The organism is Nonomuraea sp. CA-143628, from assembly GCF_050942315.1.
Taxonomy (GTDB): Bacteria; Actinomycetota; Actinomycetes; order Streptosporangiales; family Streptosporangiaceae; genus Nonomuraea.
Genome location: NZ_CP192072.1, coordinates 4235281 through 4251320, shown reverse-complemented (window position 1 = coordinate 4251320; position 16040 = coordinate 4235281). Strand labels below are relative to the sequence as shown.

Below are 16040 nucleotides of genomic sequence, written 5' to 3'. Positions count from 1 at the left end.
CGTCCGAAGGAGTGGCATCTGTGAGCAAGATCGAGCGTGCCGAGGTGTTCGTCGCCTCCCCGGGGCGGACCTTCGTCACCTTGCGCATCACGACCTCGGACGGTGTGACCGGCCTCGGCGACGCCACACTGAACGGCCGTGAGCTGGCCGTGGCGAGCTACCTGCAGGAGCACCTCGTACCGCTGCTGATCGGCAAGGATCCGGCGCGGATCGAGGACATGTGGCAGTACCTCTACCGTGGCGCGTACTGGCGTCGCGGCCCGGTCACGATGACGGCCATCTCCGCCGTGGACACGGCCCTGTGGGACATCAAGGGCAAGGTCGCCGGCCTGCCGGTCTACCAACTGCTCGGCGGGCGCTCCCGCGACGGCGTCATGGTCTACTCGCACGCCAGCGGCGTGGACGTCCCCTCCCTGCTCGACGACGTCGAACGGTTCCTCGACCTCGGCTACAAGGCCGTCCGCGCCCAGGCCGCCGTCCCGGACGTCGGCGGCACCTACGGGATCCGCAAGGGCAAGGTGTACGAACCGGCCGCGTCCTCGCTGCCCGACGAGCAGCCCTGGGACACCGAGGCTTATCTCGGATTCGCCCCGACCTACCTCGAAGCCGTACGCGAGCGCTTCGGCTTCGGCTTCCACCTCCTGCACGACATCCACCACCGGCTCACGCCGATCGAGGCGGCCCGCTTCGGCAAGCGGGTGGAGGACTGCCGGCTGTTCTGGATGGAGGACCCGACACCGGCCGAGAACCAGGAGTCGTTCCGGCTCATCCGTCACCACACGACGACGCCGATCGCGGTCGGGGAGACGCTGACCTCGATCTGGGACGTCCAGCATCTGATCACCGAGCAGCTCATCGACTACGTGCGCACCACCGTCGTCCACGCCGGCGGGATCACGCACCTGCGCCGGATCTTCGACCTGGCCGCGCTCTACCAGGTCAGAACCGGTTCCCACGGGGCGACGGACCTCTCACCGATCACCCTGGCCGCCGCGGTGCACATCGACCTCTCGGTGCCGAACTTCGGCATCCAGGAGTACATGGGCCACCCCGACGAGGCCGCGGAGGTCTTCCGCAGCGGGGTGACGCTGGCCGACGGCATGCTCAACCCGTCGGAGGAGCCCGGTCTCGGCGTCGAGTACGACGAGAAGGAGGCAGCGCGCTTCCCCTATGAGGCTCGCTACCTGCCCGTCGCGCGGCGCCTCGACGGCTCGGTGCATGACTGGTGAAGAGCTCGATCGTGCCCTCGCTGAGCCTCGCCACGCTCGACCGGATCGCGCCTGACCTGCGCCCGGCCGTCGATCCCCGGGAACTGCGCCCGAAGGTCGTCCACTTCGGCCTCGGCGCGTTCCACCGGGCCCACCAGGCGGTCTACACCGAGAGCGCGGCGGCCCGTAGCGGCGAGCCGTGGGGAATCGTCGCCGTGGCCCCACGCTCGACGCGGGTGGTCAAGGCGATGCGCGTGCAGGACTGCCTGTACTCGGCGGCCGAGCGCCACCCCGCGGCCACCACCACCCGCGCGATCGGATCCATCGTCGGCGCCCTGGGGATGCGCCAGGACGCCGAGCGGGTCGACGAGCTGCTCGCCGATCCCGGCGTCACGGTGCTGACCCTGACGATCACCGAGGCGGGCCACTACCGCCGCCCCGGAGCCGACGGGCTCGACACCGGCGCCCCGGAGATCGCGGCGGACCTCGCGGCGGCGCGGACCGCGGACATCGCCACGGTCGTCGGCCGGCTCGCCGTGGGGCTCGCCGCGCGGATGCGCGCCGGCGGCGCCCCGATCAGCGTCGTGTCCTGCGACAACATGGCCGCCAACGGCGCCGCGCTCGGCACGGTGGTACGCGGCTTCGTCGAAGCCTCGTCGTGGCCGGACCGGCAGGCCGTCCTCGACTGGATGGCGACGTCGGTGGCCTTTCCTTCGACGATCGTCGACCGCATCGTGCCGGCGACGACCGACGCGGACCGGGAGGCGGCCCGCGCCGCGCTCGGCGTGTGGGACGAGGTGCCGGTGGTCGGCGAGCCGTACCGGCAGTGGGTCCTGGAGGACTCCTTCGCCGGACCCCGGCCGTCATGGGAGCTCGACGGCGCGCTGTTCGTCCCCGACGTCGTGCCGTACCAGCTCATCAAGCTGCGGTTGCTGAACGGGTCCCACTCGGCCCTGGCCTATCTCGGCGCGGCGGCCGGCTGCGCGACGATCGCCGACGTCCTGGAGACCGGCTGGGGGGAGCGGCTGGTCCGGGCGCTGAGCGCGGAGGTCACGCCGACGCTGCCCGAGGGCGGCCCCGACCCGCTCGCCTACACTGATGACCTGGTCAAACGGTTCCGTAACCGCAAAATTCGGCACCTGCTCCGGCAGATCGGCTCCGACGGCTCCCGGAAGATCCCGGAACGCTGGTTCGGCGCCCTGCGCTCGCTGCGCGCCGCCCGCGCCGGCACCCTGGCGCTCGAACTGGCGCTCGCCGCATGGGCGAACGCCACCCGCCCCGCCGACGGCGGCCGTCCGTCCGACGCGCCAGATCCCACCGGCCAGTTGTTCGGCACGACCGACCCGGCCGCCGCGCAGCTGGCGGCCTGCTGGCGTGAGGCGGCCGACCACCAAGACACCATCCGCCGCCTGCTTCACGTGCTCGGCGCGGCGGACCTGGCCGGTGACGGCGCGCTCGTCGCCGGCATCGCCGACCGGCTGCCCGCTCTGCGGGCCGGCCATGTCGAAATCTGATCCGGAGTTCACCATGACAGACAGCACGCACATGGAGCCCGCGGGCGCCGTGACCAGAACGACCCGCGACCTCGTCAGGGCGGCCATGTCCGGCTGGCTCGGCACGGCGATGGAGTTCATGGACTTCCAGCTGTACTCGCTGGCGGCCGCCATCGTCTTCAACAAGATCTTCTTCCCGGACGTCAGCCCGGCCATCGGCCTGATCGCCGCCATGGCCACCTACGGCGTCGGGTACGTCGCCCGGCTGGCCGGCGCCATCTACTTCGGCCGGATGGGCGACCGGATCGGCCGCAAGAAGGTCCTGATCATCACCATCCTGCTCATGGGCGCCTCGACCACGCTGATCGGCGTTCTGCCGACCTACGCGGTGATCGGCATCCTCGCCCCGATCCTGCTGGTCGCCCTGCGGCTCATCCAGGGCTTCGGGGCCGGCGCCGAGATCGCCGGGGCCACCGTCATGCTCGCGGAGTACGCCCCCGTGCGGCGTCGCGGCCTGGTCGCCTCACTGGTGTCGCTCGGCACCAACACCGGCACGCTGGCGGCGTCGGGCCTGTGGGCGATCCTGCTCGCCGTCCTGAGTGAGGATCAGCTGCTGTCGTGGGGCTGGCGGGTGCCGTTCCTGCTGAGCTTCGTGCTCATGATCTTCGCGGTCTGGGTACGCCGCAATCTCAAGGAAAGCCCGGTCTTCGAGGAACGCCCCGACGTCGTGGACGGCGTCGCGATGTCCCGTAGCCAGGCTGAGGCCGCCTTCCAGAAGAAGGACGAGGGCGTGCTCGAAGCCGGGCTCAAGCAGCGCAAGGGCAAGGCGTTCTTCCTGGCCCTGGGCCTGCGGTTCGGCCAGGCCGGCAACTCGGGCCTGGCCCAGACCTTCCTCGTCGGCTACATCGCCGCCACGCTGCTCGTCGACCGGTCGATCCCGACCAGCGCCATCGTCTACGGCTCGCTGCTGGGCTTCGTCACCGTGCCGGTGGTCGGCCTGCTCGGTGACCGCTTCGGCCGCCGCCCGATGTACATCGCGGTCACGCTGCTGACCATCGCCTTCGCGTTCCCGATGATGCTGATGATCATCTCCGGCAGCACGGCGGCCCTGATGCTGGGCATGATCCTGGGGCTGAACATCGGCGTCCTGAGCCTGTTCTCGCTGGAGAGCGTCACGATGGCCGAGCTGTTCGGCTCCCGGACCCGCTTCACCCAGCTCGCGCTCGCCAAGGAGATCGGCGGCATCCTGGCCACCGCCATCGGCCCGGTCCTGGCCGCCACCCTCACCGCCGTCACCGGCAGCTGGTGGCCCATCGCGGCGATGCTCGTCGTCTACTCGCTCATCACCCTGCTGTCCGCGGTCCTCTCCCCTGAGACCCGCGAGCGCGACCTGGTCCGGTTGGAGGACGCGGTATGAAGTCGGCCGTCGTACACGGTCCCGGTGACCTCCGGATCGACGAGCGCCCCGACCCGGTGGCGGGCGAAGGGCAGGTCCTGCTCGCCATGGAGTGGGGCGGAATCTGCGGCTCCGACATCTCGTACTGGAAGAACGGGGCGTCCGGGACCGCCGTGCTCAAGCACCCTCTGGTGCTCGGACACGAGGTCGCCGGCCGGATCGCCGGGATCGGCGCGGGCGTCAGCGGACTGACGGTCGGGCAGCCGGTCACCGTGCACCCGGCCGAACTGGTCGGCGACGGCCGCCTGCCCGAACGGCTCGCCGGCCGCACGAACCTCTACCCCCGGGTCCGCTACTTCGGGTCGGCCGCCTTCGACCCGCACACCGACGGCGGGTTCAGCGAGTACCGGGTGGTCCGCGCTGATCAGATCCGGCCGCTGCCCGAGGGCGTGGACACCGAGCGCGGCGCCCTCGCCGAGCCCCTCGCCGTGGCGATGCACGCGGTGCGCCGCGCCGGGGACCTGCGCGGGAAGACCGTGCTGGTCAACGGCTCCGGCTCGATCGGCTCACTGGTCGTGGCCGCCGCGAAACACCGTGGGGCGGGCATGATCATCGCCTCGGACCTCTCCGCGGCCTCGCTCGCCGTCGCCCGCGCGATGGGCGCGGACGAGACCGTCGAGGTCGGCGGGGACGCCACGCTCCCCCAGGACGTCGAGCTGGTCTTCGAGGCCTCGGGCAGCCCGGCCGCGCTCGGCTCCGTCCTGCGGGCGACCGCCCGTGGCGGCACCCTCGTCCAGGTCGGCAGCCTGCCCGGCACGGCCGTCTCGGCGGCCCTCGGCGACCTGGTGACCAGGGAGATCACCTGGATCGGCTCCTACCGCTTCGCCGAGGAGATCGACGAGGCCCTGAGCGCCATGCGGGACGGCCTCGACGTCTCCCCGATCATCAGCCACCGCTTCGACCTCGACCGGGCGGCCGAGGCGCTCGCCATCGCCGCCGACCCCGCGAGCGGCAGCGGCAAGGTGATGCTGCGGCTCGGCGGGACGGCGCGGTGAGCGCGGGTCAGGCGGCTTCGGCCAAGGGTCAGGAAGCCTCGGCGGCGCGGAAGGTCTTCAGCGCCTCGGGGCCGAAGTAGGCGCCATAGCTCGTGGTGGTGTTGCGCAGCGCGTGCGCGGAGATCTGGTAGCCGGTCCCGGTGATCTTGTTGAAGTCCTGGAACCACGGCCCGCCGCTGGAGCCGCCGCCCATGTCGCACACCATCGCGTACTTCATGCTGTAGCTCGGCGTCACCGAGGCGCCGCTGCAGTACTGCAGGGTACGACCGCCGTTGCCGTTGCTGGGGTAACCGAGCAGCAGGTTGGAGGCGCCGGCGGCGGTCGCGTTGAACCGGATGCCCTGCGCCCCCACGGTCTGCTGGACCTTCTTGCCCTTCACCGGATTGACGACCAGCATGCCGAAGTCGAACGGCGGATAGTGAGCGTTGTCCTTGATGTACCCGGACCAGATGTACATCTTCCGCGCCGCGAACTTGCCGTACGGAGCCGCCCCGTTCTTGTAGGCCGGGACGAAGACGAGGTTCTTGCTCCACCGGCCCTGGCCGTCGACGAGCGCGTGCCCCACGGTGACGACCACGTCGCCGTCCTTACTGCGCACCACGTTCCCGGAGGCCACGAAGTCGTTGCCGTTGCCGCCGGTGCCGAAGACCTTGCCGGCGGTCTTGGCGATGAGACCGCCGGAGCGCCACGTCTGCTGCTTGGCGGCCGAGGCGGCGTACGGGCGGACCCAGCTGCTGGTCTGGGCGACGACCAGGGGAGGCAGGTCCACCTGCTCCCCGGCGGCCTTCGGGACCGCGGCCACTGAGGGGCTCGCGCCCTGCGCCGGCTCCACCAGCGGCTCGGCGTCACGCATGCGCTCCGGCGTCCAATACTCCCCCGCCGCGGCGAACGTCGTGGGCGCCACGTGACCGACCGGCCCCTCTTCGGGAGCGGAATCGGCGGACCCCGCCGGAACGCTCAATCCCAGCACGAGGCTGGTGATACCGGCGATGGCCAAGATACGCATGCGAACCTCCGTGACAACCGTGACTACGGAGATTTACCACAGAAGTTGACAAAGCTTGCAATTACCGCAGGTACGCCGCTGGCAGGAGGTGAGGGGCGGCCGGCTCGCCTCGCGCACGACCTGGGCGGCGCGAGCGCGGTCACCCATCCAGGACAGGGCACGGGTGATCCGTCGCGAGTAGCATGGCGGTCCTGACGATGTCGCCCGCTGAGAGGACGAAGCCCGAATGTCGCAGCTGGATCCGTCCCGGCACTGCCTGACGTCCCTGCGCTATGAGGGGGACGGTCCGGGCGAGCCCATCACTCTGGAGCAGCGGGCGGCGGACCTGCGGCAGCGGCTGGCCGGCGATCGTGGGCTCGACGACCGGCAGCCCGGCGAGCCGGCCCGCAACGTGACCGTCACGGAGCTCCAGGCGATGATCATCGCCGACCTGCTGGACGAGCTGGCCGCGCGCCTGTCCCCCGGCGCCGCCTTCGGGCCTGGCGACAGCGGGGAGGCGCTCGCGGGCCTGGCCAGGGATCTGTCTCAGGAGTTGCTCGGTCAGACGTTCATCGGCAGACGGTGAGGCGGTCGCGGTCAGCCGGCGTCAGTGAGGCGGTCGCAGTCAGCGGGCCGTCGGTGAGTTTCCTGCTGGGCGTCAGTCGCGCAGGAAGTCAGCGGCTTGACGGCGTAGCCGGACCGGGGCGGAGGACCAGACGGGAGCCCGGGTCATCGCCGCCAGCTTGACCTTCTTCACCTCACGGGGTGCGTCATCGCGCACTCCGAGGTGCTGCCACAGCTGGTCCAGCTCGTCGTACGGCAGCTCCCACGACTCGCCGATCGCGCCCTCCGGCGGGGTCGGCGTCAGGAAGACCTCGTCGGCGCTCTGTGGCGGGTCGACCTGGACGATCGTCAGGCCGAGGCGTTCGGCGGCGTCGCGGAGGAGCCGACGGTGGCTCTCGACGGTGTCCGGCTGCGGCGCCCCGTCGGAGAACAGGGCCAGCAGCCAGCCCGACTCGCCGACCCGCGAGAGGTCCAGGACGAGCCGCGCCCCGGCCTCGTCGGTGAAGGTGCGGTGCGCCAGGCTCGCCTCCTCCCCCGGCCCTTCGGTGCGCGGGACCTCGTCCAGGTTCAGGGCGCCGATCAGCTGCCGCACCTGATCGGCGGCCAGATCCCCGTGGGCCAGGACGCGGAGTGCCGGCCAGAGCATCGTCACTCTTCCTCTCGTCGGGTCGACGGCCCGTCGGTGAACGGTCCATCGGCGAACGGTCCGTCACCAGACTGCCGGTCGGTTGACGGCCCGTAACCAGACGGCCCGTCAGTGGACGGCCCGCCCGCGTCGGGTGACGGCCAGGTGGTCAGCCAGGCTCTCGGGTTGGCCGGGCGGTGGATGATCCAGTCGGTGTCGCGGAAGTGCGAGGAGAGCTCGGAGCCCATGCTCGTCCCGTCGAACGGCCCGCTGGACTCGAACAGGCCCAGCGATATGGGCCGCCCCAGCGCCGTCTCCCAGTCATTCTTCCACGCCGCCAGCTCGGGGAAGGCTCTCATCAGGCTGTCCTTGTCGATGTAGCCGTGGCCGCCCATGAAGTCGCCCGGATAGCGGCCGGGCGGCCAGTGGGACCGGGCCACCTGCACCATCGCGCTGCTGGAGATGTCCATGTCATAGTCGCTGGGCGGGTGCTCCAGGCCGAGCCGGTACATCGAGTCGAACGGGCGGCGCAGCGGGCGGTTCGGGTCATCACCGAACCATTCCTGGATCCTGCGCAGCGCCTCCGGGTTGCCGGCCAGCTCCTCCCCGGCCGGGAACGTCTTGTGCAGCCCGGCGAAGAACTCGGCGCCGGTCCCCTTGAGCCGGATGTCCACTTCGGCCGGTCTGATGCCGTCTCGCCCGATCGCGTCGAGCAGCTCACTGGCGTAGCGGTGATACCGCTCCGGTGTCATGCCCATGGGGGCCTGCCGGGTGACGAGCCACTTGAGCTGCGTGGGGGACATGCCGAGGAAGTCGAGATCGCGCTTGGTGACGTGGTAGCCGGAGTCGTCGTGCGGCCACCACGACGGGTAGGGCTCCTGCCCCTTGAGCACCCGGTCGATCCGGTGGCTCAGCGGGTCGGTGAGGTCGAGTTCGGTCGTGGTCACGGGGGTCGGCCGCAGGGTCCAGCCGCCGTGGTCGCCGACGGTCGCCGGCGCTTCGGCCTCTCCGAAGGACCCGCCGATCCCCGCGGAGATGTGGTCCAGGGTCGCCAGCCGATCGCCCGGCAGCGAGACGAACTCTCGCTGCCGGAAGAAGCCCATCCCCGTGAGCGGGACGGAGACGATGTCCCGCGCGGGCTTCCTGTCGATCAGGAGTACGCCGCGGCCGGGGAGGGAGTCCAGCCAGTCCATGACCACCTGGCGGTCGGCGGACCAGCTCGCCAGCGGCCGGTGCCGCATCTCGAACATGTCCCCGGGACGCAGCCCGGCCCACGCCGAGTGCTCGCCCTCCGGCCACGCCATTCCCCGGTAGGCGATCACTTCCTCGATGCCGCGCCGGGCCAGCTCCGCCTGGGTGAACTCGTACTGGCGGCGGATGAACTCGCGCAGCGTCTCGCGGTTGTAAAGGAGCTCCATGTCGACCGCGCTGCGCGTCTTGCCGTCCATCGGCCAGGACATCGCCTCCGTCAGACCGAACTCCTCCTGGACGACCTCCTGCAGCGCCAGCACCCGTACGTTGCTGTTGGCGTTGCGATGCGCCCAGGCCCCGAGCAGCTCGCTCACCGCGATCCGCCGCACCAGGGTCTCGGCGGACGGATCGTCCATCCGTACCACCTTGTCCGGCGCGTGTGCCGGGTCGGCGGGGTCGAGCGCGTCGACGCGCAGGACCCGCGCGCCCATGGAGGGGAAGCGCTCGTTGAACGGCGCGAGGACGTAGTCGCCGTCGCCCAGGCGGTTGACCATGTCGGAGCCGACGTGCAGGCCGACGGCGGCCAGGACCAGCTCCGGCGTCGAGGACCGCATGCTGCCCGCGAGCGCGTCGATGGTGTGCGTCTTGGCGACGCTGGTGCTGGTGAACGCGCCGTCCCCGGTCAGGAGCCCTTCCGCGACCTGGCGGTGGTGCGCGCGCTCCGGGGAGTCGGGCGGCGGAGGCGGCGCGTAGTGCCCGACCGGCTCCGTCACGGGCAGGGTGACGGCGTGGTCCGCCGCTCTGGGCAGCAGTCGCCCGGTGCCCGACGCGTGCTCGGCGACGTGCCAGAGGCGCTGGAGGACCGCCTCGTGCAGGGGGAGCCGGTTCATGCGCTCGAAGAGCGGGCGCAGACCGTCCAGCTGCCGCCTGATGATCGCGATGTCGTTCGGCGGGATCGGGTTGTCGACCCATCTGAACACGCGCGGCTCGGTCTCGCGGAAGAACGTGCGGACGAACGGGTTGGTCGCGTCGGGGAGCAGCAGGTGGGACGCGGCCCCGTCGCCGACTCCGAGCAGGGCGCCGCCCCGGCCGAGCGCGAGATCCTGGAGGGTGACGCCGTGCTTGGCGGTCACCGCGTGATACAGGCCGAGGAACACCCCGTCACGGGTGGCCGCCTGCTGCCAGATCCGGTCGGTCGCCTGCTCGCCGGGCATGTGGTCGCTGTAGACGTCCCGGCGGCCGAGCGAGTACGACAGCGGGACCCGCGCGCCGACCGCGCGGCCGACATGCGAGTCGAGCACCTTGACCGTCGCGTCGTCCGCCCGCGCGTACCGCTCGTAGGTCACCTGGGTGCCGTCGTCGAATGTGACGAGCTCCCGGTTCAGCAGGCCGTCGCCATGGGTGAGCGGCTCTCTCCTGGTCACCCGGGCACCGGTGACGGGATGGGCGGGCAGGGTCAGGGCCGGGGCTTCGCCGAAACCATACCTGGCCGCCGCCGGATAGACGGGCTCGCTCTCCGCCGGGGCGGGAGACTCGCCCTCCAGCACCGCTCGGACGCGCGGCCAGCTGGCGGCGAAGCCGGGGTGCAGGTCGAGCTCCGTGACCCTGGAGATCGGGATCCAGGCCATCGCCCCGGACTCGCTCCCCTTCACGGCGACGGGTGTCCGCTCGGCGACGGAGGCGATCACCGTGTCGTACGACCAGCCGCCGTGGTCGTCTCTGACGACCTCCTCGACGTGGACCTCGCCGGGCGGCAGGTCACTCTCCTCGACGGTCTCCCGCAGGGCCGCCTCAGCCGCCGACTCGTGGCTGTCCCGCGCGCCGCCGGGCAGGGACCAGGTCCCCCCTTGGTCGACGGACGGATCGCGCTGCTGCATGAGTACGTGCGTCTCGCCGCCGGGGGCACGGTGGTGGACCAGCAGCCCGGCCCCGCCGAAGAGTCCCCAGTGGGCGTGGCCCTGCGCGCAGTTCACCCACCCCTCGCCCGGCATCGGCGGCAGGCCGGACACCGCCGCGTCCTGTACCGCCGCACGGGTCGCCAGGTCCTGCACCGCGGCCACCAGGGACTCGCCCGCGCCCTTCCAGGTGGCGTTCGCCTCGCGCAGGAGTTGCTGCAGCTGGCGGGCCTTCTCCTGGGCTCTGGGCAGGTCCCCCAGGATCTCCTTCAGGTGCGTGGCCCAGCGTTCGACCGGCACCCTGTCCTCGAACCCCTGCTCGACCAGGCTGGCCCGGGTGAGCTCCGGCGGGAAGCGGCCGGGGTCGCCGAGCAGGGCGCCGACGCCGCTCGACCGGGGCACCAGGATGGGCACCGCCGCGCCCGCCGCCTCCAGCCCGACCAGCCCGAACCCCTCGCCCCGCGACGGCATGATCACCACGTCGGCCTTCCGCATGTCCGCCAGGATCTCCTCGCGGTCCAGCGTGAAGGGCTTGATCTCGACCTCTCGGCCCGCCACGTTCGACAGCCGTTCCTTCACCTCGGGCACGGTCTCCGGGGCCGCGCCCCGGATGACCAGCCGGACGTCGAGGTCCTTCTGCAGTTCCCGGATCATCAGCGCCGCCTCGTGCCCGCCCTTCTGGGCGGCGTCGGCGCGGCCGATGAGCAGGACGGTACGGGTCCGCTCCCCGAAGAAGGGGTGCTGCCGTGGCAGCTCGAACGGCACGCCGGGCAGGAGCTCGTGGACGGGAGGCAGGCGATCTCCGGGGTTGGAGTCCGCCAGCCGCCGCGCCTCCGTGGCGAGCACCGGGCCGACGCCGGCCAGCATGTCGGCCTCGGCGACCAGCGCCCGCTCGATGCCCTCGAAGTCGCGGCCCAGCGCCTCCATGTCCGCGATCCGGCCGAGCGCGCCGGTCACCATGTGCAGGACGTGCACGAGTGGCGCGTCCGGATAAAGCTGATCACGTGCCCGCAGGGCCGCCGGGCCGGAGTAGCGGCTGTGCCCGATGACGACGTCCACGTCCGGCGGCAGCTCTTCGCCGTCGAACTCCAGTTGGTCCATCTCGCTGCGGCCCGGGTCATACTGCCGGGGGCCGATCACGTGCAGCCGTTCGCCGCCCGTACCGCTCGGCACCTCGTGCCCGACGCGGACGTACACCTCGTGCCCCGCCTCCGCGAGCCCCTCGACCAGCTTGCGGTTGACGGCGATGATGCCGCCTTTGTGGGGGTCCCATTCGGTGCAGTACGCGAGCACGCGCAGCCCGGCCCGGTCGAGCTCGTGCTGCTCGGCCAGGCGGTCCCACTCCTCGGCGAGCTCCCGGCTCAGCCGTTCCCGCTCGGCGGGCGCCGCCTCGGCCAGCCGGCGCTGGTGCTCCTGCCAGAGCCGCTCGCGCTGCTCGACCTGCTCCTCTCGCAGTACGCCGTCCGCCTGGGCCGTGTAGCGCTCCCGGAGCCGCTCCGCCCTGCCCTCCGGGTCGAGGTCCACGCCGTGCGCGGCGGCCATGTCGGCGATCTCGGGCAGCTGGGCCCGCAGCTCTTCCGGCAGCCTGCCGTCGAGGTCCGCGTACGTCCTGCGGAACCAGTCGGCCTCCTCCTGGGTGAACGGGCGCTCGCGCGCCTCCCGCAGGACCTCCTCGGCTCTGGCCGGGCTCCGCCAGTGTCCCGTGTCGTCGAGGGAGTTGCGGTACACGACCTCGCCGCCCCATTGGTGGAGGGTGATCGCCTCCAGATACCTGGACCGGTCGATGGCCCGCATGGTGTCGGGGATGCCGCCGTACCCCTGGTCGTGGATTTCCTGGGCGACGAGGCGTCCGTGTCCGTCCCGGTCGCGCATCTGCTGGTAGCGGTTGAGCACCGACAGGCGGCTGATCGGCGCCGGGACGGCCATGACGTGGGCCTCGGCGCGGTAGCCGAGGGCGTGGAACTGGGCAGCCTCGGTCTCGACGGCCTCGCTGCTGTTCATCGCGCCTTCGCGGATGAGGTTGACCCGCAGCTCGGCGGCCAGGGCGATGACCTTCTTCATCCAGAAGTACGCGTCCCCGCCGGCCTGTTTGGCGGCGATGCGGTCGTTCTCGGCCATCAGCTGGGCGTACATCGGGTGGTACTTCAACAGGCCGTCGAAGTCGGCGATGAGGGCGCGGTCGGGGCCCATGCCGTCCATGGCCGACTGCTGCGCGGTGGTCTTGCCCGACGCGGCCTGGCCGCCGATGAACACGACGCGCGGGTGCTCCGGCCGTCTCACGCCCGCCATCAGGTCGGGGACGATGTCCCGCCGGAAGATGAGATCGTGGTCCTCCTCGGTCAGCTTCCACCCGTCGGGGCCGCTGGTCTCGTACTGGTACGGCCGCCCTTGGCTCCGGTCCGGGGCCGGGCCGTACATCTGCGGTGGGGCGGCGTCCGTGCCGCTCAGGAGGTCGAAGAAGCTCCGGCCACCGGTCACCGGGTCGGCGGTGCTCGCCTGCGGGCGCCGGGTGGGGGTGTCCTCGGCGGTGCGCGGGCCGTCACTCGGGGTGCCGCCCGGGATGTCCGCCTGCGCCGTGGCTGTCGGCTCGGCCCGATGAACGGCGTCGGTCTGGGTGGAGCTGAGGTTGTCCCGGACGTGGTCGAACGAGGGATCGTCATGGGCGGGGGTGTGGTCCGGCTGGCCAGGAGGCGCCTCGGCCGGTCCGGCCTGCGGGCTGACCGTAGGATCCGCTGCCTCGGCGCGGTCGGCGGATCCCGCCACGTCCCCGCGATCCCCCGCCTCCCCTGGGTCCGCCGCCTCGGTGCGGTCTCCCGTCTCCCTGTGGTCCGCCACATCGGCGGGAGCTGGCGGGTCGGCGGGAGGTGGCGGCTCAGCGCGCTCGCGCGTGTCCGCGTGCTCGGCCGCGTCCGCCCGGCCTGTCACGTCCGCCCGGCCCGTCGGGTCCGTCGGGTCCGTCGGGTCCGTCGGGTCCGTCGGGTCCGTCGGGTCCGTCGGGTCCGCCTGCTGTCGTGGCGACTGTCGGGGCTGCTGTCCCGGTTCCCGGTGCTCTGGTTCCTGTTGTGCTGGTTCCGGGCGGTGTGGCGGCCTCGTGCTACCGGCCGGTTCCGGCCGGGACGCCGGCACCTTGGTGTCCGGTACGCCCCGGGGGACCTCCGCACGTTCCCGAGGGGCGGCCACGTCCTGTCCAGGGAAGCCTCTGGCCTCGACCGGCCCGCCAGGACCAGCCGGTGTGTCCGGCGGCGCCGAGACGGGCGACGCCGAAGCGGGCGGCGCGGCGGTCGCGGCGGCGCGGGCCGTGTCGGCGGCCAGCGCGGCGGTGGTGGCCGTGTCGAGGGCCTGGCGCGGGTGGATGATCGCGCTCATGACGTCGACGCTGAACGGGCTGATCGTGTTCGTCCGCCCCACGCCCGCCACGACGCCGCCGAGCAGCGATTCCGCGGTCGGCATGTCCCACTTGCCGTACACGATGCCGTTGGAGACCAGGCCGGCCGGCGTCGAGATCACCGCGTTGGTGAGGCCGGTCTGCAACGCCCTGCCGGGAAAGCGCATGACGGCGTTGAGCGCTCCGGGAGCGTCGCCGGCGGCGGCGTTGAGCGACCTGATCCCGGGCAGCCGCCCGACGAGCCCCGCCACCGGCCCGGCCACCTTCGACGCGAGCACCGCGCCCGAGGCGTCGCCCAGGATCGTGGAGGCGGTCTTCTGCCCGTCCCACTGTGTACGGGTGCCCCGATCCATTTGCTCCTTCTGGGCGGCGTAGTCCATCAGGAAGCCTTCACCGATCTCCTCGGGAATCTCCCTGAGCATGTGGCTGGCCGCCGCCCTGGCCAGCAGCCCCTTGCCGGCCTGCCGTCCGCCCAGCGCGGCGAGCTTCGGCGCCTGCTTGATGGCGGCCGACCCGGCGTACCTGCCCTTCGCCACCCGTTCCAGCCAGGTGAACACCTTGTCCATGAACGTCCGCAGCCGCCCGGCGAACTTGCCGATCAGCGGTGTCAACACGCCCGCGCTGGCCGCCGTCGCGAACGCGGAGATGGCGATGGACGAGACCGTGATCCAGAATCCGGCGTTGATCAGTAACTTGGCGTACTGCGTCTCGCGCGCGTAACTGTCGTGCTGAAGGGCGTACGCGTGCGCCAGAGCGGCGAGGGCCGGGATGCCCTTCCCCTCCGCGAGCAGCTGGTCGGCCTGCCTCTTGAACTCCTCGGCCGCCGAGCCGAAGTAGCCCTGCATGATCAGGTCACGCGCCGTGCCCCCGGCCGCCGCGAACTCCAGCGCCGCCTGGCTCCAGTCCTCGAAGGCGACGGCCAGCGCCGCCTCCCCGGACTCGCTGGCCTCCGGCCACATCTGTCCCGAGGACAGCAGCGCGATCAGCGCGTCGCACCACGCGGGCAGACTCGTCCCCCACGCGGGCGTGATGTCCGTGGCATAACCGCCACTGCCGATCGTGTCGTCCTGCCCGGCCAGGGGGCTGGTGACCGGGGTGCTGACGTTTCGGGTCACGCCTTCCCTTCCCCACGCATGTTCAGGCCCCAAACATGATCAGGACGGCATCACGCGTCTGGGCGTCACCAGGTCGGCGTCGGCCCCGGCCGAGTTGGCCACGTTCTCCGTCACCGCGGGCCCGGCCGCCACCGCGAAGTCCGCCGACTCGGCGCCCGCCCGGAGCATGGCGTTGGGGCCGTCATCGGCCAGGTAGGCCTGCTCGAACTCCCGGCCGGCCGAGTCGTGCCCCCACGGCGCGGCGGCGTGCAGGCTCTCGATCCTGCCCCTGGCCTCGGCCAGCTTGTCCCGCAGCTGGACGGCCGCATCCGTCCAGCGCGCCACCCCGCCATCGACCACGTGCCGATGGATTTCCAGCCGCTCCCCCATGGGCCTGTCCTTTACGCGCGTACGCCTGTACCGCGAATAGACGCTAGTGCGCGACAGACCCGCCGGAACCACGCTTCACCGATCGTCGAAACGATCCGCCGACACTTCAGAGGCGGGTGACGAACCAGTCCGTGGCCAGGCGGGCCACCTGCTCAAGCGTGCCGGGCTCCGCGAACAGGTGGGAAGCGCCCGGCACGATCTCCAGCCGGACCTCGCCGGGCATCCGCCGCATCGCCCGGAGGTTGAGGTCGATGACCGCCGGGTCCTCGCCGCCGACGATGAGCAGGGTGGATTGGCGTACCCGGGTGAGGACGTCGTCCGCCAGATCGGGACGCCCGCCTCGGGAGACGACGGTCCGCACCGCGGCGGGCCGCTCCGCCGCGGCGACCAGGGCCGCCGCGGCGCCGGTGCTGGCGCCGAACAGGCCGATGCCGAGGTCCGCGGTCCTGGTGTCGGCCCTGGCCCAGTCGGTCAGCGCGGCCACGCGGTCGGCGAGCAGGCCGATGTCGAACCTGAGCTCGCCGGTCAGCGCGTCGCGCCGTTCCTCCGCCGTGGTCAGCAGATCCGCCAGGACGGTGACCAGGCGGGCGGCCTGGAGCTGCCCCGCGACGTAGCGGTTGCGCGGGCTGTGGCGCCCGCTGCCGCTGCCGTGCGCGAACAGCACCGCTCCGCGCGGCTCGGCGGGCACGGCGACGTCGGCGTCCAGGGCCAAGTCACCGATCGGGATCCGCACGCCGGCTTCCGCGATGTTCATGATCC

General features: G+C 71.9%; 10 protein-coding genes. 5 read left to right on the top strand and 5 right to left on the bottom strand.

Annotated features, from left to right (window positions below; translation table 11 throughout):
- Positions 1-20 precede the first annotated feature (20 nt).
- The 4 genes from manD to ACQP2T_RS19645 are packed head-to-tail and all read left to right on the top strand — an operon-like array spanning position 21 to position 5152.
- Positions 21-1229 carry a D-mannonate dehydratase ManD gene (gene manD / locus ACQP2T_RS19660; protein ID WP_433517554.1) on the top strand — a complete coding sequence of 403 codons (1209 nt, stop codon included), beginning with the start codon at positions 21-23 and terminating at the stop codon, positions 1227-1229.
- A complete protein-coding gene (locus tag ACQP2T_RS19655; protein WP_433517553.1) occupies positions 1226-2722 on the top strand; it encodes a mannitol dehydrogenase family protein in 1497 nt (498 codons plus the stop codon). Before manD ends, ACQP2T_RS19655 begins: the two co-directional genes overlap by 4 nt.
- A gap of 13 nt (positions 2723-2735) precedes the next feature.
- Positions 2736-4118, top strand: coding sequence for an MFS transporter (locus ACQP2T_RS19650; protein ID WP_433517552.1), 1383 nt, complete (start codon positions 2736-2738; stop codon positions 4116-4118).
- Positions 4115-5152 carry an L-idonate 5-dehydrogenase gene (locus ACQP2T_RS19645; protein ID WP_433517551.1) on the top strand — a complete coding sequence of 346 codons (1038 nt, stop codon included), beginning with the start codon at positions 4115-4117 and terminating at the stop codon, positions 5150-5152. The genes ACQP2T_RS19650 and ACQP2T_RS19645 overlap by 4 nt, the downstream gene beginning before the upstream one ends.
- A gap of 28 nt (positions 5153-5180) precedes the next feature.
- Here the strand turns inward: ACQP2T_RS19645 and ACQP2T_RS19640 are convergent, their stop codons facing one another.
- Positions 5181-6158, bottom strand: coding sequence for a trypsin-like serine peptidase (locus ACQP2T_RS19640; RefSeq protein ID WP_433517550.1), 978 nt, complete (start codon positions 6156-6158; stop codon positions 5181-5183).
- Between the two features lie 226 nt (positions 6159-6384).
- Between ACQP2T_RS19640 and ACQP2T_RS19635 the strand changes: the two genes are divergently transcribed.
- Positions 6385-6723 (top strand): hypothetical protein, encoded by a 339-nt coding sequence (locus tag ACQP2T_RS19635; RefSeq protein ID WP_433517549.1) that lies wholly within the window; start codon positions 6385-6387, stop codon positions 6721-6723.
- Positions 6724-6795: 72 nt separating this feature from the next.
- On the opposite strand, the gene ACQP2T_RS19630 is transcribed toward ACQP2T_RS19635, so the two are convergent.
- The 4 genes from ACQP2T_RS19630 to ACQP2T_RS19615 all read right to left on the bottom strand — a co-directional run bounded on the left by ACQP2T_RS19630 (position 6796) and on the right by ACQP2T_RS19615 (position 16035).
- Entirely contained in the window at positions 6796-7347 is a 552-nt protein-coding gene (locus tag ACQP2T_RS19630; RefSeq protein WP_433519801.1) for a hypothetical protein, read from the bottom strand.
- Positions 7348-7349: 2 nt separating this feature from the next.
- Positions 7350-14912, bottom strand: coding sequence for a zeta toxin family protein (locus ACQP2T_RS19625; RefSeq protein ID WP_433517548.1), 7563 nt, complete (start codon positions 14910-14912; stop codon positions 7350-7352).
- Positions 14913-14951: 39 nt separating this feature from the next.
- Positions 14952-15281 (bottom strand): hypothetical protein, encoded by a 330-nt coding sequence (locus ACQP2T_RS19620; RefSeq protein WP_433517547.1) that lies wholly within the window; start codon positions 15279-15281, stop codon positions 14952-14954.
- A 106-nt stretch (positions 15282-15387) separates the two neighbouring features.
- Positions 15388-16035: a dienelactone hydrolase family protein gene (locus tag ACQP2T_RS19615; RefSeq protein ID WP_433517546.1), complete on the bottom strand. Its 648-nt coding sequence runs from the start codon at positions 16033-16035 to the stop codon at positions 15388-15390.
- Positions 16036-16040 lie beyond the last annotated feature (5 nt).